The organism is Caballeronia cordobensis (assembly GCF_001544575.2).
Taxonomy (GTDB): Bacteria; Pseudomonadota; Gammaproteobacteria; order Burkholderiales; family Burkholderiaceae; genus Caballeronia; species Caballeronia cordobensis.
Genome location: NZ_FCNY02000002.1, coordinates 65,651 through 90,131 on the forward strand (window position 1 = coordinate 65,651; position 24,481 = coordinate 90,131).

General features: G+C 64.4%; 22 protein-coding genes. 10 read left to right on the forward strand and 12 right to left on the reverse strand.

All coding sequences use genetic code 11. The annotated features are described in order from the left end of the window. Positions 1 to 26: 26 nt before the first annotated feature. Positions 27 to 686, reverse strand: a complete 660-nt coding sequence (locus AWB70_RS03795; protein WP_014190840.1) for a carbonic anhydrase — start codon at positions 684 to 686, stop codon at positions 27 to 29. 124 nt (positions 687 to 810) lie between these two features. Here AWB70_RS03795 and cynR point away from each other — a divergent pair, with 124 nt between their 5' ends. Genes cynR through AWB70_RS03810 form a run of 3 tightly spaced genes read left to right on the forward strand, consistent with a single transcriptional unit; the run spans position 811 to position 3,304 of the window. Further along, positions 811 to 1,725 (forward strand): transcriptional regulator CynR, encoded by a 915-nt coding sequence (cynR, locus tag AWB70_RS03800; protein ID WP_053567742.1) that lies wholly within the window; start codon positions 811 to 813, stop codon positions 1,723 to 1,725. A 26-nt stretch (positions 1,726 to 1,751) separates the two neighbouring features. After that, positions 1,752 to 2,552 carry a bestrophin-like domain gene (locus AWB70_RS03805; RefSeq protein ID WP_053567743.1) on the forward strand — a complete coding sequence of 267 codons (801 nt, stop codon included), beginning with the start codon at positions 1,752 to 1,754 and terminating at the stop codon, positions 2,550 to 2,552. Continuing rightward, the gene (locus AWB70_RS03810) at positions 2,552 to 3,304 is read left to right on the forward strand and encodes a class I SAM-dependent methyltransferase (RefSeq protein ID WP_053567744.1); all 753 of its coding nucleotides are present in this window, start codon (positions 2,552 to 2,554) and stop codon (positions 3,302 to 3,304) included. The genes AWB70_RS03805 and AWB70_RS03810 overlap by 1 nt, the downstream gene beginning before the upstream one ends. Positions 3,305 to 3,332: 28 nt before the next feature. Here AWB70_RS03810 and AWB70_RS03815 read toward each other — a convergent pair whose 3' ends face one another. Next, on the reverse strand, positions 3,333 to 3,515 hold the full coding sequence (locus AWB70_RS03815) for a rubredoxin (RefSeq protein ID WP_041730228.1): 183 nt from the start codon (positions 3,513 to 3,515) through the stop codon (positions 3,333 to 3,335). A gap of 245 nt (positions 3,516 to 3,760) precedes the next feature. Between AWB70_RS03815 and AWB70_RS03820 the strand changes: the two genes are divergently transcribed. From AWB70_RS03820 to parC, 4 genes are all read left to right on the forward strand, one after another. Next, positions 3,761 to 4,168 carry a DUF4399 domain-containing protein gene (locus tag AWB70_RS03820; RefSeq protein WP_014190845.1) on the forward strand — a complete coding sequence of 136 codons (408 nt, stop codon included), beginning with the start codon at positions 3,761 to 3,763 and terminating at the stop codon, positions 4,166 to 4,168. Positions 4,169 to 4,319: 151 nt separating this feature from the next. Continuing rightward, positions 4,320 to 6,254 carry an ATP-binding cassette domain-containing protein gene (locus AWB70_RS03825; RefSeq protein ID WP_053567745.1) on the forward strand — a complete coding sequence of 645 codons (1,935 nt, stop codon included), beginning with the start codon at positions 4,320 to 4,322 and terminating at the stop codon, positions 6,252 to 6,254. A gap of 317 nt (positions 6,255 to 6,571) precedes the next feature. Then, a complete protein-coding gene (locus AWB70_RS03830; protein ID WP_014190847.1) occupies positions 6,572 to 8,551 on the forward strand; it encodes a DNA topoisomerase IV subunit B in 1,980 nt (659 codons plus the stop codon). A gap of 34 nt (positions 8,552 to 8,585) precedes the next feature. Next, positions 8,586 to 10,904 carry a DNA topoisomerase IV subunit A gene (parC, locus tag AWB70_RS03835; protein WP_053567746.1) on the forward strand — a complete coding sequence of 773 codons (2,319 nt, stop codon included), beginning with the start codon at positions 8,586 to 8,588 and terminating at the stop codon, positions 10,902 to 10,904. 39 nt (positions 10,905 to 10,943) lie between these two features. On the opposite strand, the gene AWB70_RS03840 is transcribed toward parC, so the two are convergent. Continuing rightward, a complete protein-coding gene (locus tag AWB70_RS03840; protein WP_053567747.1) occupies positions 10,944 to 11,519 on the reverse strand; it encodes a PIN domain-containing protein in 576 nt (191 codons plus the stop codon). Continuing rightward, positions 11,516 to 11,983, reverse strand: a complete 468-nt coding sequence (locus AWB70_RS03845) for a helix-turn-helix domain-containing protein (protein ID WP_053567748.1) — start codon at positions 11,981 to 11,983, stop codon at positions 11,516 to 11,518. Before AWB70_RS03845 ends, AWB70_RS03840 begins: the two co-directional genes overlap by 4 nt. 73 nt (positions 11,984 to 12,056) lie before the next feature. On the opposite strand from AWB70_RS03845, the gene AWB70_RS03850 reads away from it, so the two are divergent. Beyond that, positions 12,057 to 12,515, forward strand: coding sequence for a CopD family protein (locus AWB70_RS03850; protein WP_014190850.1), 459 nt, complete (start codon positions 12,057 to 12,059; stop codon positions 12,513 to 12,515). 9 nt (positions 12,516 to 12,524) lie between these two features. On the opposite strand, the gene AWB70_RS03855 is transcribed toward AWB70_RS03850, so the two are convergent. From AWB70_RS03855 to AWB70_RS03880, 6 genes are all read right to left on the reverse strand, one after another. Next, a complete protein-coding gene (locus AWB70_RS03855) occupies positions 12,525 to 14,945 on the reverse strand; it encodes an EAL domain-containing protein (RefSeq protein ID WP_053567749.1) in 2,421 nt (806 codons plus the stop codon). A 449-nt stretch (positions 14,946 to 15,394) separates the two neighbouring features. Further along, the gene (locus tag AWB70_RS03860) at positions 15,395 to 16,285 is read right to left on the reverse strand and encodes a PhzF family protein (RefSeq protein ID WP_053567750.1); all 891 of its coding nucleotides are present in this window, start codon (positions 16,283 to 16,285) and stop codon (positions 15,395 to 15,397) included. A gap of 81 nt (positions 16,286 to 16,366) precedes the next feature. Continuing rightward, positions 16,367 to 16,828, reverse strand: coding sequence for a RidA family protein (locus AWB70_RS03865; protein ID WP_014190853.1), 462 nt, complete (start codon positions 16,826 to 16,828; stop codon positions 16,367 to 16,369). Positions 16,829 to 16,853: 25 nt separating this feature from the next. Further along, positions 16,854 to 18,050: an aminotransferase-like domain-containing protein gene (locus tag AWB70_RS03870; protein ID WP_014190854.1), complete on the reverse strand. Its 1,197-nt coding sequence runs from the start codon at positions 18,048 to 18,050 to the stop codon at positions 16,854 to 16,856. 86 nt (positions 18,051 to 18,136) lie between these two features. Then, complete coding sequence (locus tag AWB70_RS03875; protein ID WP_053567751.1) at positions 18,137 to 19,063, reverse strand: DMT family transporter; 927 nt, start codon at positions 19,061 to 19,063, stop codon at positions 18,137 to 18,139. Between the two features lie 31 nt (positions 19,064 to 19,094). Beyond that, positions 19,095 to 19,880, reverse strand: a complete 786-nt coding sequence (locus AWB70_RS03880) for a VOC family protein (RefSeq protein ID WP_053568101.1) — start codon at positions 19,878 to 19,880, stop codon at positions 19,095 to 19,097. A 179-nt stretch (positions 19,881 to 20,059) separates the two neighbouring features. Here AWB70_RS03880 and AWB70_RS03885 point away from each other — a divergent pair, with 179 nt between their 5' ends. Further along, entirely contained in the window at positions 20,060 to 21,523 is a 1,464-nt protein-coding gene (locus tag AWB70_RS03885; protein ID WP_014190857.1) for an aminotransferase-like domain-containing protein, read from the forward strand. Here AWB70_RS03885 and AWB70_RS03890 read toward each other — a convergent pair. Continuing rightward, a complete protein-coding gene (locus AWB70_RS03890; protein WP_053567752.1) occupies positions 21,490 to 22,068 on the reverse strand; it encodes a hypothetical protein in 579 nt (192 codons plus the stop codon). The two genes, AWB70_RS03885 and AWB70_RS03890, sit on opposite strands and share 34 nt — an antisense overlap. Positions 22,069 to 22,233: 165 nt before the next feature. Between AWB70_RS03890 and htpG the strand changes: the two genes are divergently transcribed. Then, positions 22,234 to 24,138, forward strand: coding sequence for a molecular chaperone HtpG (gene htpG / locus AWB70_RS03895; RefSeq protein WP_053567753.1), 1,905 nt, complete (start codon positions 22,234 to 22,236; stop codon positions 24,136 to 24,138). A gap of 55 nt (positions 24,139 to 24,193) precedes the next feature. Here the strand turns inward: htpG and AWB70_RS03900 are convergent, their stop codons facing one another. Next, on the reverse strand, positions 24,194 to 24,451 hold the full coding sequence (locus tag AWB70_RS03900) for a hypothetical protein (RefSeq protein ID WP_053567754.1): 258 nt from the start codon (positions 24,449 to 24,451) through the stop codon (positions 24,194 to 24,196). Positions 24,452 to 24,481: the final 30 nt, after the last annotated feature.

Here is a 24,481-nt window from a genome sequence, read left to right on the forward strand (position 1 = left end):
ATCGAGTGTGAGTGGAAAACGGTGGGTCAGGCTGCGAGATCGAGCCGGGCCGGGGTTGCGCACGTATGAGGATGTTCAGCGAGCGAGACGAACCGGTTGGTCGCGCCGTCGAGCGTGTCGATCGAGCCGGTCTCGATGTCGTACACCCACCCGTGCAGGCTCAGACGTCCCTGTTCGAGCGCGAGCCGCACGGAGGGATGCGTCTTGATGTTGGCGAGCTGGGCGATCACGTTCTCGCGGACCATCGAGTCGACTCTGTCGCGCTCGCTCTTATGCTCACGCGCCTCGTTGACGACCTTCGCGGAGTCCGCGTAATGCAGCCAGTTGCGCACGGCCGGCATATGGTCCAGGCACTTGCAGGTGGCGATGGCCGTCATCGCGCCGCAGTCGGAGTGGCCGCAAATCACCACATCGGTTACGCCGAGCGCCGCGACCGCGTATTCGACCGTTGCCGTCACGCCGCCCGGTTCCGGGCCGTATGACGGCACGATATTGCCGGCGTTGCGGATCACGAACAGGTCGCCGGGCTCGCGCTGCGTGACGAGTTCGGGCACGAGGCGGCTGTCCGAACAGGAAATGAACAGGGTTTTTGGATGCTGGCTGGTGGCCAGTTGCCTGAAAAGCTCGGAGCGCTTGGGGAACGCGTCGCGCTGAAACTTCAGAAAGCCGTCGATGATGTCTTGCATGTTCCGCTCCATCTCAGTGTGCGTGTCGGGAATCGATGGATGAAGAATGCGCCGGGCGAGCTATAGTGTCCAAGACCGGTTTCTTATTCTTCCCATAGGCAGCACCAATAGTTCGGAGGGAACCATGCTGCTCCGGCACATCCGTTACTTTCTGGCGGTCGCGGAACACCGCAATTTCACGCGGGCGGCCGAGGCGCTGCACGTGTCGCAGCCGACGCTGTCGCAACAGATCAGGCAACTGGAGGATGCGATGAGCGCGCAATTGCTCGACCGTTCCGGACGGACGATCCAGCTGACCGACGCCGGCGCCGCCTATCTGCTTTACGCGCAGCGGGCGCTTCAGGATCTGGAAGCGGGCCAGCGGGCCATCCACGACGTGCGGGACCTGACGCGCGGTTCACTGCGCCTCGCGATGACCCCGACCTTCACGGCCTATCTGATCGGCCCGCTGCTGCAGGCGTACAACCACCGCTATCCGAACATCACGCTCAACATCCGCGAAATGCCGCAGGAGCGCCTGGAGGCGTTGCTGAATGAAGACGCGCTCGATGTCGGCATCGCATTCAGCGACACGCACTCTCCCGATATCGAGACACAGGCGCTTTTCGTCGAGGCGCTGGCGATGGTGATCGGCAAGTCGCATCCGTATGCGAAAAAGCGCGGCGCGCTGACGCTTCGCGAGTTCGAGTGTGAAGCGCTCGTCCTGCTCAACGAAGAATTCGCGACGCGGCACTACATCGACCGGTATTGCAGGCAGCACGGCGTTGCGCCGCGTATTGCGATGGAGGTCAATTCGATCAGCGCGGTCATCGAGCTCGTGCGTCGCAGCACGTTGGCGACGCTGCTGCCCGCCGCGATCGCGCGCGAGCACCGCGAACTGTGTCTCGTGGAACTGGAGCCGGCGCTGCCGCAGCGAACCGCCGCGTTGTTGCTGCGCAAAGGCGCGTATCGAAGCGCGGCAACGAGCGCCTTCATCGCGCTCGCGCACGATCCGGCATTGAATCGTAAGCCCCTTCGCGCCGATAATGCGACGACCTGAGACTCGCCTCCACGGCTCATGCGTTCATGACCGAAATCGAATCCGCGGTGCTCGTTTTCATCCTCCTGCTCGCCAGCACGGGCCTCGGCGCGATCGTGCGGCCGCTCTTGCCCGAGGAGCACAAGGCGCAGGAAACGGTGCAACTGGTCCAGTTGCTCGTCGGCATGCTGGTCACGTTCGCGGCGCTCGTGCTCGGTCTTCTGACCGCATCGGCGAAAACGATTTTCGACACTACGAATACCGACATGCGCGGCTACGCGACCTCGATCATCGAGCTCGACCGCACGATGCGCGACTACGGCGGCGAGCTCGATCCGGCGCGCAAGCTGTTGCGCGCCTACACCGCCGCGGCGATCGCGAGCACGTGGCCGCGCGAAACGCCGCCGCCGGGCGATGACTATCCGAAAGTCGAGCCGTCAGGAAAGGACGACAGCCTCGCGAACGCGACGCTCGGCGCGCTGTTGAGCCGCGCCCAACACGACGTGCGCATGCTGCGACCGCGCGATGACTACCATCGCCAGCTCGCCGCCGAGGCCACCGCGCGCTTCGAGCAACTCATCGCGCAGCGCTGGAAGCTGGTCGAAGAGGCGCACGGCTCGATCTCCTATCCGTTCGACCGCATTCTCGTCGGGTGGCTGCTCATCATCTTTCTGTGCTTCGGGCTGATCGCGCCGCGCAACGCGCTCTCGCTCGTGACGATCATGCTCGGGGCGCTCTCGATCGCGTCGGCGGTGCTCGTGATCCTCGATCTCGATACGCCGTTCAGCGGCCCGATCATGGTCGGCAGCCAGCCGTTGCGCGACGCGCTCGCGTATCAGAGCCGCTGATGCGCTACGACGATCCGCGTCTCGTCGCGCTATACGACACCCTCAATCCGTTCGCCGACGATACGGCGTTCTATCTCGCGCTGGCGCAATCCGCGCGGCATGTCGTCGATCTCGGCTGCGGCACGGGGCTGCTCGCGTGCGAGCTGGCAAAGCGCGGTCATCGCGTGACGGGCATCGATCCGTCGCCGCACATGCTGAGCGTGGCGCGCGCGCGGGCGCACGGCGACACGGTGACATGGATCGAAGGCGATGCGAGCGCGCTGCCATTCGTCGGCGCGGCGGATCTGCTCGTGATGACGGGGCACGTCGCGCAAGTGTTTCTCGACGATGCGGCGCTCGCCGCGACGCTCGCGGCCGCGCGCCGCGCGGTGCGCCCCGGCGGTGCGATCGCGTTCGAGAGCCGCAATCCGTCGGCGCGCGCGTGGGAGCACTGGACGCCGGAGCGGTCCGCGAGGCGCGTCGTCGCGCCGGACGGCAGGGCGGTCGATGTCTGGCACGAGCGGCACGCCGCGCCGGACCCGCTCGCGACCGGGCGCGCGGCGTTCACCACGCACTATCGCTTCATGCCGGAGCCGGCAACGAACATGGCCGGGGAGACGCTCAGCGCGACGAGCGAACTGCGCTTTCGCACGCTCGACGAGCTGACGCAGATGCTGACCGGCGCGGGTTTCGCGACGATCGACTGGTACGGAGACTGGAATCGCGCGCCGGTGGGCGAAGCGAGCCGCGAGCTGATCGCGGTGGCGCGCTGAAAAGCGAACTGAAACGCGGCGGCGTGGATCAGAATTCGACGACGACGAAATCGGCCTTGCCCACGTCGCACAGCGGGCAGCGCCAGTCGGCGGGAATGTCGTCGAAGCGGGTTCCGGCGGCGATGCCTTCGTCCGGCAGGCCTTCTTCCTCGTTGTAGATCCAGCCGCAAATCAGGCAGACCCAGCTTTTGTATTCGATGACTTCGCTCACGACAGACTCTTGATTCGAAAGAAATAAACGGACCGTGTGCGCCAGAGGACAACCCGGCGCGCGGCGAGACGGCATCTTACAGGAATTGGCGCGATCGTTCCCCGAACGGCGCGCCGCGCTGCGCCATGTCATATTGCGGGCGCAGGATGGTACGGATACGCGCGTCCGAAAGCCCGGTGTATGCTTTTCGGGGATTTCGGCGCCGATTTCGCGCCATCGACCGGTTTCACAACACGGAGAAAACAATGAAGCAAAAGCTCTTGAGTGCGATGCTGTCGGGCGCAATTCTGTTGTCGTTCGCTGGCGCGGCGCACGCGCAGGCGCGCGTCTATTTCGTCGAGCCGAAGGACGGCGCGACCGTCACGAGTCCCGTGCACGTCAAATTCGGCGTCGACGGCATGTCGGTCGCGCCGGCCGGCACGATGACCGAAGGCACGGGGCATCATCATCTGCTGATCGACGAAAAGCCGATTCCGAAAGGCACGGTCATCCCGATGGACGACAAAAACCTGCACTACGGCAAGGGCCAGACCGAAGCCGACGTGAAGCTGCCGCCCGGCGATCACACGCTGACGATGCAGTTCGCCGACGGCGCACATCGCTCTTACGGGCCGGAAATGAGCCAGACCATCAAGGTGCATGTCAAACAGTAATCGATGACGCGCATGGCGGCCGGGGCGCCGCCATGCCGTCAGGCCTATCCCTTCCGGACGATGCAGTGGCGCGCGCCGCGCCCGGTACAATGGGCGCTTCCAACGGCTGGCATGCGTGCCGCCGGTTCTTCGCCATTCATCTGGTTTTCCCATGTCGCTTTATTCCATCACGGACGCGCAGCTCGCGTTCGGCCACGTCGCATTGCTCGACCACGCCGATTTCTCGCTGGAAGCGGGCGAGCGCGTCGGGCTGATCGGCCGCAACGGCGCCGGCAAGTCGTCGCTCCTGAAGATCGTCGCGGGCCTCGCCGCGCCCGATGACGGCCTCGTCACGCGTCAGAGCGAGCTTACGACCGTCTACGTGCCGCAAGAGCCCGAGTTCGATCTCGACGCCTCCGTGTTCGATGTCGTCGCCTCCGGCCTGACCGACGCGCGCGCGCTGCTCGACGAATACGACGCCGTCGCGCACGCGCTTGCCGACACGCCCGAAGGCGCGCAGCACGACGCGCTGCTCGCGCGCATGAACGCGCTGCAATCGGCGCTCGATCTGCGCGATGCGTGGAACTGGCGCACGCGCGTGGCGACCACGCTCGCGCAGATCGGCCTCGACGGCGACGCCCGCGCGGGCGACCTGTCCGGCGGCATGAAAAAGCGTGTGGCGCTGGCGCGTGCGCTCGTTGTGCAGCCGGACGTGCTGCTGCTCGACGAGCCGACCAACCATCTCGACTTCGACGGCATCCGCTGGCTCGAGGAACTGCTGGTCACCTTGCGCAGCGGGCTGCTGTTCATCACGCACGATCGCGCGTTTCTGGATCGCGTGGCCACGCGCATCGTCGAACTGGATCGCGGGCGATTGCTGTCGTATCCGGGCAATTTCAGCGCGTATCAGACGCGCAAGGCGCAACAGCTCGAAGTCGAACAGGTCGAACAGGCGAAGTTCGACAAGCTGCTCGCGCAAGAGGAAGTGTGGATTCGCAAGGGCGTCGAGGCGCGGCGCACGCGCAGCGTCGGGCGCATCGCGCGGCTCGTGGAAATGCGCAATGAACGGGCCGAGCGCCGCAACGTGCAAGGCAACGTGAAGCTCGACGTCGGACAGGGCGAAAAGTCGGGCAAGATCGTCGCGGAGCTGACCGAGGTGACGAAGCGCTTCGGCGAACGCACGATCGTCGACAGCTTCACCGCGACCGTGATGCGCGGCGACAAGATCGGTCTCGTCGGCCCGAACGGCGCGGGCAAGACCACGCTGCTCAAACTCATTCTCGGCGAACTTCAGCCCGACGAAGGGCGCGTGCGCACCGGCACCAACATTCAGGCCGCGTATTTCGATCAGATGCGCGCGCAACTCGATCTCGACAAGTCGCTCGCCGACACCATCAGCCCCGGCAGCGAATGGGTCGAAGTGAACGGCGTGAAAAAGCACGTCATGAGCTATCTCGGCGACTTCCTGTTCGCACCGGAGCGTGCGCGCTCGCCGGTGCGCTCGCTCTCGGGCGGCGAGCGCAACCGTCTGCTGCTCGCGCGCCTGTTCGCACGCCCCGCGAACGTGCTCGTGCTCGACGAACCCACCAACGATCTCGACATTCCGACGCTCGAACTGCTCGAAGAACTGCTCGCGGATTACGACGGCACCGTGTTGCTGGTGAGCCACGACCGGGCGTTCCTCGACAACGTCGTGACTTCGGTGTTCGCGGCGGAAGGCGGCGGCGCATGGCGCGAGTATGTCGGCGGCTTCTCCGACTGGCAGATTCAGCGCGAACGTTCGGAGCGCATCGCGGAAGAGGCGGCGCGTCAGACCGCGAAGGAAGCGCCCAAAGACGACGCGCCGAAGGAGAGCGCGGCGGGCCGCAACGCGCAGCGCACCGTGAAGCTCTCGTTCAAGGAGCAGCGCGAGCTGGAGGCGCTGCCGGGGCGCATCGCCGAGCTGGAAAACGAGCAGAAGACGATCGGCGCGCAACTCGAAGACGGCTCGATCTTCGCGAAGGACGCGAAAGAGGGCGCGCGTCTGTCGGAGCGTCATGCGGCGATCGAAGAGGAATTGCTCGTCGCCCTCGAACGCTGGGAAGAGCTGGAAGCGAAGCGCAAATAAGCACGCTGGCACGCCGCGCGCGTGTCGGTTTCGTGAATGGGGAGGGTTCGCGCGCGCAGCGCGTTTTTGCCGCCGAGGTGGGCGCGGCGGGCGAAAACCGCTATTCTCCTAGCGCGGCTCGGATCGGCGGGCGGTTTTCCGCCTCGCTCATGAGGCATCCGGCCAGGCACATTCATCAAGCATCCGTCGGCTTCGCCGGGCGTCACGTTGTGGCATTTCCCGCGAGAACGCCCGAGAAGCCGGATCAACGTTCAACTATGTCCACGAAAAAATCCAGCGCAATGGCGGCAGGAACGGAACGAGGCAAACGTCCTGTCATGAACGCCAAGGCAGCCGGCTACAGCGAAGCATCGATCAAGGTGCTCAAGGGCCTGGAGCCGGTCAAGCAGCGGCCCGGCATGTACACGCGCACCGAGAACCCGCTGCACATCATCCAGGAAGTGATCGACAACGCCTCCGACGAAGCGCTCGGCGGCTACGGCAAGCAGATCACCGTCACGCTGCATAACGACAACTCCGTCTCCGTCGATGATGACGGCCGCGGCATTCCCTTCGGCCTGCATCCGGAAGAAGGCGTGCCGGTCGTCGAGATCGTGTTCACGCGGCTGCACGCGGGCGGCAAGTTCGACAAGGCCGCGGGCGGCGCGTACACGTTCTCGGGCGGCCTGCACGGCGTCGGCGTCTCGGTGACGAACGCGCTCGCCACGCGTCTCGAAGTGACCGTCTGGCGCGACAACAAGGTCGCGCAACTCGCGTTTTCCAATGGCGATGTCATCGAGGAACTCAGCACGCGCGCTCCCGAACGCGGCGAGAAGAAGAGCGGCACGCGCGTGCGTGCGTGGCCGAATCCGAAGTACTTCGATTCCGCGAATCTGCCGCTCGGCGAATTGCAGCGTCTTTTGCGTTCGAAAGCCGTGCTGCTGCCGGGCGTCGAAGTGGCGCTCGTCATCGAGAAAACGGGCGAACGTCAGACGTGGAAGTACGAAGACGGCCTGCGCGGCTATCTGCTCGAAGGCATGGGCGGCAGCGAACTGCTGATTCCGCTGTTCGAAGGCGAGCGCTATGCCGAAAGCTCGAAGAACACTGAAGAGACTTTCGCGGAAGGCGAGGGCGCGTCGTGGGTCGTCGCGTGGAGCGAGGAAGGGCCGCTGCTGCGTGAATCGTATGTGAACCTGATTCCGACGCCCGCGGGCGGCACGCACGAATCCGGCCTGCGCGACGGGCTTTTTCAGGCGGTGAAGAACTTCGTCGAGATTCATAACCTGCAGCCGAAGGGCGTGAAGCTGCTCGCGGAAGACGTGTTCGCGCGCGTGTCCTTCGTGCTTTCGGCGAAGGTGCTCGATCCGCAGTTTCAAGGGCAGATCAAGGAACGGCTGAATAGCCGCGACGCGGTGAAGCTGGTGTCGTCGTTCTCGCGGCCGGCGCTGGAGTTGTGGCTCAATCAGCATGTCGAGTACGGCAAGAAGCTCGCGGAACTCGTGATCCGTCAGGCGCAGGCGCGCACGCGCGCGGGCCAGAAGATCGAGAAGAAGAAGAGTTCGGGCGTGGCCGTGCTGCCGGGCAAGCTCACCGACTGCGAATCGACGGATATCGCGCGCAACGAACTCTTCCTCGTCGAAGGCGATTCGGCGGGCGGCTCCGCGAAGATGGGCCGCGACAAGGAATTTCAGGCCATTCTGCCTCTGCGCGGCAAGGTGCTGAACACGTGGGAAACCGAGCGCGATCGTCTCTTCGCGAACAACGAAGTGCATGACATTGCGGTCGCGATTGGCGTCGATCCGCATGGTCCGGACGATCAGATCGATCTCTCGAATCTGCGCTACGGCAAGATCTGCATCCTTTCCGATGCGGACGTCGACGGCGCGCACATTCAGGTGCTCTTGCTGACGCTCTTCTTCAAGCACTTCCCGCAACTGATCGAGCGCGGCCATGTGTGCGTCGCGCGGCCGCCGCTCTTTCGCGTCGATGCGCCCGCGCGCGGCAAGAAGCCCGCGCAGAAGCTCTATGCGCTGGACGAAGGCGAGCTCGAAGCGATCCTCGACAAGCTGCGCAAGGACGGCGTGCGCGAAACGGCATGGACCATCAGCCGCTTCAAGGGCCTGGGCGAAATGAGCGCGGAACAGCTTTGGGACACGACGATGAACCCCGACACGCGGCGCCTTTTGCCGGTCGCGCTCGGTGAACTCGGCTTCGACCTCACCGTCTCGCGCATGACGATGCTGATGGGCAAGGGCGAAGCGGCGTCGCGCCGAAGCTGGCTCGAAGAGAAAGGCAACGAAGTCGAAGCGGACATCTGAGCTCGGCTTGAAGCAACGCACAACGGATTAATCGATGGGAATCACAGACGATCTCTTCGCCGAACAGACCGCACCGGACGGCGAACAACTCACCCTCGGCGACTACGCCGAACGCGCGTATCTCGACTACGCGGTGAGCGTGGTGAAGGGCCGCGCGCTGCCCGATGTCAGCGACGGCCAGAAGCCCGTGCAGCGCCGCATTCTCTATGCGATGAGCGAAATGGGCCTCGCCGCCAACGCGAAGCCCGTGAAATCGGCGCGCGTCGTCGGCGACGTGCTCGGCAAGTACCATCCGCACGGCGATCAGTCGGCGTATGACGCGCTCGTGCGTCTCGCGCAGGACTTTTCGATGCGCTATCCGCTCATCGACGGTCAGGGCAACTTCGGCTCGCGCGACGGCGACGGCGCCGCGGCCATGCGCTACACCGAAGCGCGCCTGACGCCGATCGCGCGCCTCCTGCTCGATGAAATCGATCAGGGCACCGTCGATTTCATGCCGAACTACGACGGCTCGTTCGAAGAGCCGAAGCTGTTGCCCGCGCGTCTGCCGTTCCTGCTGCTGAACGGCGCATCGGGCATCGCGGTCGGTCTCGCGACGGAATGTCCGTCGCACAACTTGCGTGAAGTGGCGGCGGCGGCCGTCGCGATGATCCGCGATCCGAAGATCGGTCACGCGGGTCTCATGGAAAAGCTGCCCGGACCGGACTTTCCGGGCGGCGGGCAGATCATCTCGTCGCAGGCGGACATCTCGGCGGCGTACGAAACCGGCCGCGGCTCGCTCAAGGTGCGCGCGCGCTGGAAGATCGAAGAGCTCGCGCGCGGGCAGTGGCAACTCGTCATCAACGAATTGCCGCCGAACACGTCGGGTCAGAAGGTGCTCGAAGAAATCGAGGAACTGACCAACCCGAAGATCAAGCTCGGCAAGAAGACGCTCACGCCCGAGCAATTGCAGACCAAGCAGTCGATGCTCGCGCTGCTCGACGCCGTGCGCGACGAGTCCGGCAAGGACGCCCCCGTGCGGCTCGTGTTCGAACCGAAGTCGAGCCGCATCGACCAGACGGAGTTCGTCAACACGCTGCTGGCCCATACGAGCCTGGAATCGAACGCGTCGATCAATCTCGTGATGATCGGCGTGGATGGCCGGCCGCGTCAGAAGGGCATCGTCGAAATTCTGCACGAGTGGGTCGGCTTCAGGTTCGTGACGGTCACGCGGCGCACGCAGCATCGTCTTTCCAAGGTCAACGACCGCATCCATATTCTCGAAGGGCGGATGATCGTCTTTCTGAATATCGATGAAGTCATTCGCATCATTCGCGAAAGCGAGGAGCCGAAGCAGGCGCTGATCGCGCGCTTCAACCTGTCGGACCGGCAGGCGGAAGACATCCTCGAAATTCGCTTGCGTCAGTTGGCGCGGCTCGAAGCGATCAAGATCGAGCAGGAGTTGAAGGACCTGGGCGAAGAGAAGGCGAAGCTCGAAGAACTGCTCAACAGTGACGCCGCGATGAAGCGGCTGCTCATCAAGGAGATCGAAGCCGACGCGAAGCAATTCGGCGACGATCGCCGCACGCTGATCCAGCAAGCAACGCGCGCGACGTTCGAAGCGCGTGTCGTCGACGAGCCGGTGACGGTGGTCGTGTCGCAAAAGGGCTGGGTGCGTGCGCTCAAGGGCCACGGGCTCGATCCGGCAGGCTTCACGTTCAAGCAGGGCGACGGCCTCTACGCCGCTTTCCAGGCGCGCACGCCGGATTCGCTCGTCGCGTGGGGCAGCAAGGGGCGCGTGTATTCCGTGCCGGTTTCTGCGCTGCCGGGCGGGCGCGGCGACGGCGTACCGGTGACGTCGCTGATCGAGCTCGAATCGGGCACGCATCTGCTGCATTACTTCGCGGCGAACGCGGAGCAGCAACTGCTGCTGGCGTCAAGCAACGGCTTTGGCTTCGTCGCGAAGCTCGGCGATCTGATCAGCCGCCAGAAGGCGGGCAAGGCGTTCATGACGATCGACGAAGGCGCAGCGCCGCTCGCGCCGATGCCTGTCGTTCCCGGCGCGACGTATGTGGCGTGTCTGTCGAGCACGGGGCGTTTGCTCGTGTTCGGCATGGACGAGATGAAGACGCTCTCGGGCGGCGGCCGCGGCGTGATTCTGATGGCGCTCGATCCGAAGGAGACCTTGCGTCAGGCGCTCGCGATCGATGCGCGCGGCGTCGTGATGATCGGCACCGGACGCGGCGGGAAAGTGAGGGACGAGAAGCTCGCGGGTTCGCAGATGCAACTGCATTTGAGCAAGCGGGCGAGGAAGGGAAGGGCGCCGGATTCGTCGTTGAAGGTGACGGATCTGCGGCCGGTGTTCGAGGGGTGAGGGTTACGGGGCGCGGCGCGGTTACGACTGCGCCGCGATTCACAGGATCGCCTTGTACAGTGCAAGCGATTTGCACGTCTGAACCAGCCCCTGCTTCAGCAAAATTTCAATGAACCGCTCCGGCTCCAGCGGAGGATGCCGCAGTTGCTTGCGCTGCTGCTGCGCGGCACGAATGACGGCTGCCGGGGCAAGATCGAACAGCTCATCGGCGAACACGTCGGGATGCCGCGTCTCAATACCCAATGGGCTCAACACGCTCGCCGGGAAGTCTTTCTCGTTGAACGTGACGATCACGCTGGCGCCGCTGCGAATGGCGGCCGCCAGAACGTGGCGATCGTCGTCATCGGGCAAGTTCAATCCGGCCATCAGGTCCTCGTGCCCGGTGACGAGCGCATCGGGAATCGCCAGGTCCATTAGCTCGGCTGTTCGATCGACTTGATCTCTGGTCAGGTCGGGACGGTTTTTCAAGAGATTGCGTTTCCACTCTTCGTGAATCTGCCGGCTCCATCTTGCCCGGAACTGTCCTGACAGACCGAGCCACATGAGAAAGTCGCGCAGGGGAGCCGGGTACAGCACGCAAGCATCATAAATGACTATGAATCGGGAACTCTTCATTCGTAGTCCATTCCTAGTCTCTGTGCCTGCTCGGCCAACGCCTTCATTGCTGCTTCGCTCGTGCGGTCGCGCTCGGCTTTATAACGCATGACATCGGCAAAGCGGATGCGCCGATGTTTGCCGGTCTTGTGGAACGGCAGTGCTTCTGCGTCGAGCAGTTTGACGAGATGTGGCCGTGAGACGTTGAGCAGGTCAGCGGCTTCCTGCGTCGTGAGTTCGGCATGAACCGGCACAATCTTGACGGCGTTGCCGTCGGCGAGTTCGGCGAGGATGTCGACCAGAAGTCGAAGCGCCGATGTCGGCAACTCGATCTGATGCGCTTCGTCCTTGTCGTCGAAGATCTGAATTCGCTGTGTCTCGAAGCTGGTCGACAGGTACGTGGCGAGTGTGCGTTGCCCCTCGACTGCCGCCCGCACTTCGCGTTCGACCGGCAGATTCACGTCGGGAAAGGTAGTTCGTGTCATGGCGTGCCCCGCTTGAATGAGCGTAGTGCGCCATTTTATTCGAAATAAACGAAACTCGAAATAAACGAAAACAATGAACAAAGCCATCGAAGCGGCGCTCTTTCTGCATTTGCTCGGCGTAGCCGTTTGGATAGGCGGCATGGTCTTCGCGCATTTCTGCCTGCGTCCCGCGCTCGGCGATCTCACGCCGCAGCTACGCTTGCCGCTGTGGGAGTCGGTGTTCGCGCGCTTCTTCAACTGGGTGGCCGCCTCGGTGCTCGTGATTCTCGTCACCGGCGGCTTTCTGCTCGTGGAGTTCGGCGGCGGTCACGCAGCGTGGCCGCTGCATGCAATGGCCGGGCTCGGCATCGTGATGATGCTGATCTTCGGGCATATCCGCTTCGCGGTGTTTCCGCGCATCCGCCGCGCCGTGCAGGCGCAGAACTGGCCCGACGGCGCGCGCGCGGTCGGCACCGTGCGACGGCTCGTCGTGATCAATCTCGTGCTCGGCGTCGTGACGATCGGCACGGCAGTGCTTTCGCGCGGCTTCTGAACCGCTGAATCAGCCGCCGCGCTCGTCGGAAAGCGCGGTGTTCGATTCGCGTCCGGCATCCTTGCGCGAGCGCGGCGCCTGCCCGCGCGGCCATCCGCATACACCGAAGCGATCGAGCAACGCCTGCACGCCATCCGCCGGCACGGGCCGCGAGAACAGGAAGCCTTGCGCTTCCACCGGCCCGAGCGCCGCAAGCCAGGCAATCTGCTCCTCGCGCTCGGTGCCTTCCACGACCACGGTCAGCCCCAGCGATCGCGCCAGATTGACGATCGCCGAGACCATCACGCAGACGCTCCGGTCCTCCGGAATCGCCTGGATGAAGGAGCGGTCCACCTTGAGCGTATCCACCGAAAAGCGGTTCAGATACGACAGCGACGAATACCCCGTGCCGAAGTCGTCCAGCGCGATGCGCACGCCCAGACGCTTCAGCGCGACGATCTTCTCCTGCACCAGCTCCGGATACTCCACCATCACGGTTTCGGTGATTTCGAGCTCCAGCTTGTCCGGAGGAATGCCGCTCGCCTCGATTGCGCGCGCGACCGTCTCCAGCAAATCGCCGCGCCAGAACTGCACGGCCGAGATGTTCACCGCGAGCGACAGCCCCGCGTAACCGTCGCGCTGCCATTGCGCGAGCTGCAGGCACGCGGTGTGAATCACGAAGTCGCCGACCGCGACGATCAATCCGGTGGACTCCGCGACCGGAATGAACTCATTGGCCGGAATAAGCCCGTGCTGCGGATGATTCCAGCGCACGAGCGCCTCGAAGCCGGTGATGCAGCGGCGCGTCAGGTCGATCTTCGGCTGATAGACGAGGAAAAGCTGCTGCTCCGTGAGCGCCACGCGCAGTTGCTGCTCCCACTTCATCAGATGATCCGCGCGATGCGACAGTTGCGGCGAATAGAACTGATAGCAGTTCCGGCCCGCGTCCTTCGCGCTGTACATCGCGAGATCGGCCTTCTTCAAGAGATCGATTTCGCTTTCGTTCGATACGGAATAGAGCGCGATGCCGATGCTCGCGTGCAGCACGAACGCGCTGCCGCGCACGTCGAACGGCGTGGCGAACATGGTCGAGATATCGTCGGCGAGCGTGACGGCGCGTTGCTCGACTTCGTCGCCCTTCACGACGACGACGAACTCGTCGCCACCGATGCGCGACAGCGTGCCGCTTTGGCCCACGGTCTCCGCAAGCCGCGACGCGGTCATTTGCAGGACGATGTCGCCGGCGTTGTGACCGAGCGTGTCGTTGACGGTCTTGAAGTTGTCGAGGTCGATGAAGAGCAGCGCGAGCCGCCCGATGTTCTCCGGTTGCGCCACGTCCTGACGCAGCGCGCGCAGCGTCGAATAGCGGTTGCGCAAGCCGGTGAGCAGATCGTATTCGACGAGATGCGTCATCTCGCGCTCGCGTCCGAGCAGCTTGCCGATGAGGCCCGTCGCCACCGCGAAGAAGCCGAGCATCGCGAGCGAGATAAAGCTCGCCATCAGCAGATAGACGTTGCGCGTGTGGTTGTAGTCGGTCATCTCCTCGCGCTCGGAGAGGCCGACGAGCACGCCGAGCGGATAGCCGTCGATATGCCGGTACGAGACGATGCGCTTCACGTGATCGATCGGATCGACATAGATGCCCGACGCGTGATCGGTCGTCGGATAGACGCCGCTCGCGCTGAATTCGGCGTGCGCGCGTTCGGCCGGGCCGCCGCCTTTCGCGACGGCATGCGTCGCGGCGTTGTCGGAGAGACCGCCGGCGGTGCTGCGCGCGAGCACCGAGCCTGAATCCGAAACGACGGCGATCACGCCTTCATGGCCGATCGACGCAACGTTATAGAAGTCGTTCGTGAAGTAGGTCGGATTCTCCGAGACGACCACGACGCCCGCGAACGAGCCGTCCGCGTGATTGAGCCGCCGCGTAATCTGCAGGGTCCATTGTCCCGACACGCGCCCGCGCACCGGACGGCTGATGTAGAGCAGATCGTCGTTCGAATGCGCATGGACCTTGAAGTGCTCGCGGTCCGACAGGTCGATGGGCTTCGGATGCGGGTCCGACGTATTGCCGATGAGCGTGCCGTATTCGTCGATGAGCGAGACCTGCACGAGCGTGTCGCTCTGCACGACGCCTTTCTCGACCGTCGCGACGAGATCGAAGTTGTCGGGCGATTTCTCGTACTCGTACTTGACGAAGCGCGTGATCTGATCGACCTGATGAATCGCCTTGATGGTGTGCTGTTCGAGCGCGGAGGAGAGGATGGCGGCGGAGGCCATCGATTCATGCGTGGTCGCTTCGCGCTCGACCGAAAGCCGCGCGAAGATCACCGCCCACAGCAGCACCAGCACGAAGCTGCCGAGCACGGGAATGGCGAGCAGCGCGCGCCGGCGTCGTGTGGAGGCTGCGCCGCGAAGCGCGTCCGAAAAGACGTGAGTGCGTATGCGCTTCATGACGCGTCCGTGCACGCGCGATCGCGTAGCGCGTGGCGTGCTGCGAACTGCGCGAAGTGGATGAAGCGATGCATGTCGTGAGTCGTTCGGCCGAATCGATTGAATAGAGCGCGTGCGTCGCGCAGCGAAGGGTCGGCACAGAAACTGTCCGGGGCGCGGGTCACGGCCCGAACCATAGCAGCAGGCAGCGCAACGGCGGTTCGGCGAGCCGTGTTGTCCAGCAGCGCGCGACCTCCGTCAGGAGCGAAACGACGAGCGTCCGGTGTGGTTAGAAGCATACGTTTGCGCCGCGGCGCAGACGGTTCACCTAACGACGCAAAACCGTCCGCGGACATGAACCGCAAGCGCCATCCCCGATTGTTCAGATATTAACGAAGCCTCGAAGATTAAGAAAGGGGCGCAGCTTGGGGGTATACGCGCGGCCGTGCCGCCGCGCGTAGGTCATTGTTTCAAAGGCAGAAAGTGCCGTCGATCACAGTTACCGAAGCGCCCCCGATCCACGCCTGCGCGCCGCTCGCTTCGTCGTCGTAGGCGATGTTCACGCGGCCCTCGCGCCCAAGCACGGTGCCTTGACGCACCGTAAACGACGCGCCGGGCCGCTTGCCTTGCGCGCTCAGCAGCGTGGCGAGCGCCGCGTTGGCGCTGCCCGTCACCGGGTCTTCGATGTTCTCCGCGCCGAGCAGGATCACGCGCAGCTCGAACGTCGCCGGTCCGCCGCGCTCATGCGGCCCGTAGACCGCGATGCCGTGCGTGCCGACTTCCTCGACGAGCGTTTGTAGCGATTCGCGCGCCTGGCCTTGCAGCGTCAGCGCGAGGCACTGCGCGGCATTCTGCACGCGCACGACGAGCCATGGCGCGCCGTTGTTCACGGCGGCGGGCGGTGCGCTGAAATCGATTACGGCCGAACCGAGCGTGGCGGCGAGCCGGTCGTTCTGCGCGGCGTTCAGCGGCACGATGGTGGCGGGCGGCGCGGCGAACGCCCACTCGCCGTCATCGCGTTCGGCGAGCGTCACGAGACCGACGCCGCATTCCTGCACCAGCCGCCCGGGCGTCTTCGGCATGTAGCCGCTGTCGATCAACGCGTGCGCGCTGCCGAGCGTCGGATGTCCGGCGAACGGCAGTTCGACCGCCGTCGTGAAAATGCGCACGCGATAGTCGGCGCGCGGATCGGTCGGCGGCAGGAGAAAGACCGTTTCCGAAAGATTGGTCCAGTGCGCGATGGCCTGCATGCGTTCGGTCGAAAGACCTTCGGCGTCGAAGATCACCGCGAGCGGGTTGCCCTTGAACGGAACCGGCGTGAACACATCGACCTGCTTGAACTGTACGGTGCGTGAGGACATGATTTTTTTTCAGCGTCGTTGAGACATAAAAAAACCCGACGGCCTGAGCGCGTCGGGTTTCGTTCCGAAGCGGAAAGCGCCTTAAGCGACTTCCGCGATCATTTCGATCTCGACACACGCGCCGAGTGGAATCTGCGCGACGCCGAACGCCGAGCGCGCATGCTTGCCGGCATCGCCGAAGACTTCCGCAATTAGCTCCGACGCGCCGTTCGTGACGATGTGCTGCTCGGTGAATTCGAACGTCGAGTTCACGAGGCTCATCAGCTTGACGATGCGCTTCACCTTGTTCAGATCGCCGACATGCGCATGCAGCGTCGCGATCAGATCGATGGCGACGCTCCTCGCGGCGGCCTTGCCTTCTTCCGTCGTGATGTCGTGGCCGAGCTTGCCGGCGTGCACCTTGCCGTCCTTCTTCGCGATATGGCCGGACAGATACACGGTGTTGCCGCTTTGCGCGCTCATCACATAAGCGGCGGCGGGCGCGCCCGCGGCGGGCAGTTCGATGCCGAGTTCCTTCAGCTTGTCGTACACGTTCGATGCCATCGGTTGCTCCTCTAAACGTTGAAAATCAGATGCTCGCGCGAATCAGCGCGCCGAGTTTCGCCACGCCGGCGTCGATCGTTGCCGGCGGCACGGTGACGAACGAGAGGCGCATCGTATGGCGCTCGGGTTCGTTCGCGAAGAACGGGCCGCCCGGCACGAAGGCCACGTTTTGCGCGATCGCCTGCTCCAGCAGCTTCATCGAATCGATATGCTTCGGCAGCTTTACCCACACGAACATGCCGCCTTCCGGGCGGTTCCATTCGACTCCGGCGGGCATGTGGCGTTCCAGCGCGTCGAGCATCGCGTGGCATTGATCGCGATAAAGCGCGCGGATGGTCGGCACGTGCCGGTCGAGAAAGCCGTCCTTCACCACTTCGTAGACGATGCGCTGCGTGAGGCTCGGCGTATGCAGATCGGTCGCCTGCTTGGCCTGCACGAGTTTGAAGTGCAGCTCCTCGGGCGCGATGATGTAGCCCACGCGTAAACCCGGCGCGAGCACCTTCGAGAACGAGCCGAGATGCACGATGTGGTCGGGCGCCATTGAGAGCAGCGTGGGCAGCGGGGCGCCGGCGTAATCGAGCGCGCCGTAGGGATCGTCTTCGATCACCGGGAATGAAGCCTTCTGCGCGAACGCGGCGAGAGCGCGGCGGCGTTCGAGCGGCAGGCGGCGGCCCGTCGGGTTCTGGAAGTTCGGCTGCGCGTAGAGCAGGCGCGCGTCTGCGGTGAGCGCGGCATCGAGCGCTTCGGGAATCAGGCCGGATTCGTCGGTGGGCACCTGCGCGTAGTGCGGCTCGAACAGCGAGAACGACTGCAGCGCGCCGAGGTACGTGGGCGTTTCGACGAGCACGCGGCTACCCGGATCGATGAGCGTCTTGCCGAGCAGATCGAGCGCCTGCTGCGAGCCGGTCGTGATGAGCACCTGCGTCGGGCGGATATGCGCGCCGTTCACCGAATAGCGCGCCGCGACCCATTCGCGCAGCGGCATATAGCCTTCGGTCGCGCTGTACTGGAGGGCGGCCGCGGCCTGATCGCGCAGGATGTGCTCCGAGGCATGGCGCATTTCCTCGACCGGAAAGGTCGCGGGCGAGGGCAGGCCGCCCGCGAAGGAAATGACTTCCGGCCGTTCCGTGACCTTCAGGATTTCGCGAATCGCCGAACTGGTGAGCTTGCGGGCGCGTTCGGAGAGTTGCCACGGCGTGGCGCGGAGATCGGCTTGGTTCATGGAAATGCCTCGGTTGTCTCGGGTGTGTCTCGGGAGTGTTTTTTATCGCGGACCATGCCGCAAACGTCGATTATCGCGCGAGTGCGTCATCTTGCGTGGGTCGTGCGGGCGGCGACCGGCGCGGACGGCGGCGCGGCGCGCACGGCGGCCTTGCGGCCAAGCACGACGGTGACGATCACGGCGGCCGCATACAGCCACGTCGATCCGCTCACGTGTTCGCCGAAGAAAAGCGCGGAAAACGCCATCGTGAAGAAGATTTGCAGCAGTTGAACCTGCCCGACGCGCGCGATCCCGCCCATCGCCAGGCCGGCATACCAGGCGAAGAAGCCGATGAACTGCGAAAACAGCGTGACATAGCCGAACGCGAGCCACGTGCGCAGCGCGAGCGGTTCCGGATGCGCCATATGATGCGCCCACGCGAGCCAGCCGACCGGCAACACCAGAAACGGCGCGGAGACCACGAGCGCCCAGCAGATCACCTGCCAGCCGCCCATCTGACGCGCGAGGCGTGCGCCTTCCGCATAGCCGAGCGCGCCGATGCCGACCGCGACGAGCATCAGCAGGTCGCCGGCCTGCAGGCCGCCGCCCGCCTGCAACGCGAACGCGACGACGATCGCGCTGCCCGCGATCGCGCTCGCCCAGAACGCCTTCGAGGGCCGCTCGTGCGAGAGCCACGCGGCATAGACCGCGACGCACAGCGGCTGCAGGCCGTTCACGACCGCGCCGTGCGAGGCGGGCACGCTTTTCATGGCCCAGGCGGAAAACACCGGAAACGCGATGATGACGCCGAGCGACACCACGGCCAGGCTCTTGACCTGCGGCCACGTCGGCAGCTTTTCGCGACGCCAGAGCAGGAGCGCTGCGGCCGGAACCGCCGCGACGAGCGCGCGCCCGAGCCCGTTCAGGATCGGATGCACTTGCTCGACCACGATGCGCGTCATCGGCAGCGTGAGGCTGAAAATGACGACGCCGATCAGGCCCAGCAGCATGCCTTCGGTTTCGCGGGTCTTCATCGTGTAGCGTCTCCTTGTTTGGACCGGTGCGTCAGTCCTTGGTATCGGGTGATGATGCTGCTTTCGTCGTGCGGCGGCGCTTCGCCGCCTGAGCTGCTTCTTCCTCGCGCGCCGCTGCCGCTTCCGCCGATTCGCCGAGCGTCAGCACGGAACCGTCCGGCAAATCGAACTCGGCGACGAGCACGGGCGCGCCCGCCGTCGCCTCGACGCGCATCAGATGCGCCGCGCCGAGCCACGCGAGTTGCGCCGCGAGCGTCTGCGCCTCCGGATGAAAGCCCGTCAGCGAGCGCAGCGCGATGCCCGATTCCGGCAACGTCGCGCTCGGATGGCGCGGCGTGTCCCACTGAATCAGCGACGGCAGCACGCCATCGCCCGCGCCTTGCCACGACGGAAACGCGCCGTCGTCGCGGACGGTGAGGCCCCATGTATTGCCGCCCCGCGACATGGCCGCGACCGGCGCGATGCGATCCGGATACTGTTCGCGCCAGCGCCCGAGCGACTTGGGCCGTTCGACGCGCGCCACCCAGTGCACGAGTTGCGGGCCGTGCGCTTCGAGCCGGTGTTGCAGCGCCGGATCGTCGAGCGCGAAAAGACGCGGCCTCGTCGATTCGGCGGGCGCGGCGGCCGGATCGATCGCGATGACTTCGAGATACGCGCCGTCCCACAGATTCAGCAGGCGGTTGTGCGTGCGCATCGACGGATGCGCGCCGCCACCCGCTGTCTCGACGCCGAATTTCGCGGCGACGAAGCGCGCGCCTTCGTCCAGCGTGCGTGCGGCGATCACGAGGTGATCGAGTTTGAGTCGATGTTCGGTCATGACGGGCGAAGCGAGCCAAAAAGGGGCCGATAGCATAACGCGTCCCTCGTGCGCGCCGGGAGCCCGAAAGCAAAATGTAGCCGCTATCACCGTAACAGTAACGGTACAATCGGCCCAATACTATTCGGTACAGTTTTCCACCGGCGCACGCCAGCGTGCGCCGAAGACCGGAGGCTCGCATGTCCGTTCCGCTCGACCAGATTCCCGCCCCGCACGACGCGGCCCAGCTCACGCTCGTCGACCAACTGGTGCAGTGGGGCCGCCGCCGCATCGACGAGCGCGTGTTCCGTCCCGGCATGCGCATGCCGTCGATCCGCAAGCTCGCGCTCGACAAGGGCGTGTCGCGCTTCACGGTCGTCGAGGCTTACGAGCGGCTCGTCGCGCACGGCTACCTCGATTCGCGGCGCGGCTCCGGTTTCTACGTGCGCGAGCGCAGCGGACCGACGCTCGTTGCGAAGGGCGAAACGCCGGCGCTCGCGGCGGAGCGCGAGCCGGTGCAGAACACCATCGACGTGGTCTGGCTGCTGCGCAACATGCTGCATACGTCGAGCCCGGAAAAAGGGCCGGGGCTCGGCTATCTGCCGGGACGCTGGCTCGACGGCGAACTGATCACCAACGCGCTGCGCGCGCTGTCGCGGCAGAGCGGTGCGCAGATGCTCGGCTTCGGCACGCCGCAAGGATTCTTGCCGCTGCGCCAGCAGTTGCAGACGCGGCTCGCCGAACTGGAAATCGGCGCGTCGGCGGCCAGGCAGATCGTGCTCGTGTCGGGCATCACGCAGGCGATCGACCTGATCGCGCGCCTCTACGTCAAACCGGGCGATGCGGTGATCGTCGGCGATCCGGCGTGGTTCCAGATGTTCGGCCGCTTCGCCTCGCAAGGCGCGCGGCTTATCGGCATGCCGTACACGCAGGACGGCCCCGATCTCGACGCGCTCGAAACGCTGGTCGCGACTTGGCGTCCGAAGATGCTCATCATCAACTCTGTCCTGCAGAATCCGACGGGCACGTCGCTCACGGGCAGCCAGGCGTTTCGCATCCTGCAACTGGCGCAGGAATACGATTTCATCGTCGTCGAGGACGATGTTTACGGCGACCTGTGCCCGCCGGCGTTTCCCGCGACGCGTCTCGCCTCGCTCGATCAATTGAAGCGCGTGATCTTTCTCGGCAGCTTTTCGAAAACGCTCGCGGCGAATCTGCGCGTCGGCTATATCGCGGCGGCGCCCGAGGTGGCGAAGGCGCTGGCCGACCAGAAGATGCTCGTCGGCATGACGAGCCCCGAACTCAACGAGCGCGTCGTCTACAAGGTGCTGACGGAAGGGCATTACCGGCGGCATGTCGAGCGCCTGCGCGCGCGGCTCGACGGCGTGCGCGAGAAGACCGCGCGCATGCTGGAGAAGACCGGCCTGCGCCTCTTCGCAACGCCCGGCGCGGGCATGTTCCTGTGGGCGGATGCGGGTGTCGATTCCGATGGCCTCGCGGCAGCGGGACACGAAGCCGGTTTTCTGCTGACGCCAGGCAGTCTTTTTTCGCCGCATCAGTCGCCGACGACGTGGATGCGTTTCAATATCGCCAATTGCGGCGATCCGGCGCTGGCCGAATTCCTCTCGAATTACCTGGATAAGGCCGCGCGGCGCAGCGCCTGAGCGCGGCGTCCCGGCAGGTTCTGCCGATCGGCGGGCGCGCGGATGAAATCGTCGAGCACGGATTCGTAGCACGCGAGCGCGTTGTCCACTTGCCGGTAGCGATGCTCGTACAAGCCGCTTTGCCCGTCGCAGAATTTCAGCGCGAAATAGTCCGCGAGCAGGTTGCCTTGCGCTTCCATGTTGTAGTCGGACAGACGCTTGCCGTCGCCAAGCGTGTAGGCGTACGGCAAGCCGATGCGCAGTGCGCCGCGCAAGCGCACCGGATAGCCGAGCTGGAACTGCCACACGTGCGTCATTTCGTGGATGAACCACATGCGGCCGGCCAGGGCGCAGGCGGAAAAGTCGTCCTGAAAGCAGCCGGGCGGAAAATACAGGTTGCCGTTGGGCGCCATCGCCGTGCGGCGTGGCTGCAGGCCGAACGGCAGATAGGCGCAGGCGTAGACCGCGACCTTCGGGTAGTCGATCGCATCGCCGAACACGAGCCGGGCCATCGCGGTTTCGCCGGGCGTGAGCGGGCGGGCGTGGCGTTTTCTGAAGAGCGGCATCGCGGTGCGGGAGGGAATCGGTCGTTCGCAAGCCACATCTTACGATGGCTCTTGAAAATTGCGGCGCTGCCCTCATATCGGACGAATTCGCGGCGAGGCAAGACAAGAGGGCTGCCCGCCCGATCGACTTCAGGCACCAACGAAATCAACACAGAGGACCCGAGCATGGCGCAAGAAACCATGAGCTTTCAGGCAGAAGTGAAGCAGCTTCTGCACCTGATGATCCATTCGCTCTACAGCAACAAGGAAATTTTCCTGCGTGAGCTGATTTCCAACGCGTCGGACGCCGCCGACAAGCTGCGCTTCGAAGCCATCGAAAATAGCGCGCTGTACGAAAGCGATCCGGATCTGCGCATCCGCGTGTCGTACGACAAGGCCGCGCGCACGGTCACCATCGACGACAACGGCATCGGCATGAGCCGCGACGAGGCCATCTCGCATCTCGGCACCATCGCGCGTTCGGGCACGAAGGAATTCTTCTCGAAGCTCTCGGGCGACCAGCAGAAGGACGCGGCGCTCATCGGGCAGTTTGGCGTGGGCTTCTATTCGGGCTTTATCGTCGCGGACAAGATCACGGTCGAGACGCGCCGCGCGGGCTTGCCGGCGAACCAAGGCGTGCGCTGGACGAGCGCGGGCGAGGGCGATTTCGAAGTCGAGGACATCGAGCGCGCGCAACGCGGCACCACCATCACGCTGCATCTGCGTGCGGACGAGGACGACCTGCTGTCCACGCACCGCCTCAAGTCGATCATCCAGAAGTATTCGGATCACGTCGCGCTGCCCATCCTGATGAAGAAGGAAGAATGGGACGCCGAAAAGAGCGAGATGGTCACGAAGGACGAGGACGAGACCGTCAATCAGGCGAGCGCGCTGTGGACGCGCCCGAAGAACGACATCACGGACGAGCAGTACAAGCAGTTCTATCAGCACATCTCGCACGACCACGACGATCCGCTCGCCTGGACGCACAATCGCGTCGAAGGCCGCAGCGAGTACACGCAACTGCTGTACGTGCCGAAGCACGCGCCGTTCGATCTGTGGAACCGTGAGCATCGCGGCGGGCTCAAGCTGTACGTGAAGCGCGTGTTCATCATGGACGACGCCGAGCAATTGCTGCCCGCCTATCTGCGCTTCGTGAAGGGCGTGGTCGATTCGGCCGATCTGCCGCTCAACGTGTCGCGCGAAATCCTGCAGGAAAGCCGCGACGTGAAGGCGATTCGCGAAGGCGTGACCAAGCGCGTGCTGTCGATGCTCGAAGACATCGCGACGTCGTCCGCCGAAGCCACGGAAGACGCCGACAAGCAGAAGTATCAGACGTTCTGGAACGAGTTCGGTCAGGTTTTGAAGGAAGGCATCGGCGAGGACTTCAGCAATCGCGAGCGCATCGCGAAGCTGGTGCGCTTCGCATCGACGCAGAACGACAGCGCCGAACAGAACGTGTCGCTGGCGGATTACGTCGCGCGCATGAAGCCCGAGCAGACGAAGATCTATTACGTCACCGCCGATAGCTGGCAGGCCGCGAAGAACAGCCCGCATCTCGAAGTGTTCCGCAAGAAGGGCGTCGAAGTGCTGCTGCTCACGGACCGCGTCGACGAGTGGATGCTGTCGTTCCTGAACGAGTTCGATGGCAAGCCCTTGCAGAGCGTCGCGCGCGGCGATCTCGATCTCGGCGCGCTCAACGACGAGGAAAAGCAGCAGCAGGAGAAGGTCGGCGAGGAACTGAAGCCGCTCGTCGAGAAGATGAAGGAAGCGCTCGAAGGCAAGGCGAAGGACGTGCGTCTCACGTTCCGTTTGACGGATTCGCCGAGCTGTCTCGTCGCGGATGAAGGCGACATGAGCGGTTATCTGCAACGCATGCTGAAGGCGGCGGGCCAGAATGCGCCGCAAGCGGAGCCGATTCTCGAAGTGAATCCGGAGCATCCGCTCGTGAAGGCCTTGAACACCGACAGCGCCAACTTCGCGGACTGGTGCCATCTGCTGTTCGATCAGGCGCTGCTTGCCGAAGGCGGCGCGCTGGAAGATCCGGCGAGTTTCGTGAAGCGCACGAACGCGTTGTTGCTGGCGCGTTAAGAAGCTGCGCGCGCTTGGTTAAGGACGCGCCGCCGGGAAACCGGCGGCGCGTTTTTCATTTCAGCTTGCGTTCCTTGTTGGACTGCGCAAGGACCGACGCGGCGAGCGTCTTCGTTTCTTCCGAATACTTGTTGCTGTGAAGCACCTCGCTCGCCTTATGCTCCATCTCGGCGCTCGTTTGCTTGCTGGTGTGCGATTGCGACAAGGCCGAAGCGGCGAGACTTTTCTTGATGGCCGACGCCTTCGGGTCATGCAGCGTTTCCGCCGCGAGATGCGCTACTTTCTGCGATGTCTGTTTCTTGTTTTTCGACATGCGATGTCCTCTCGATGATGTGCCGATGTT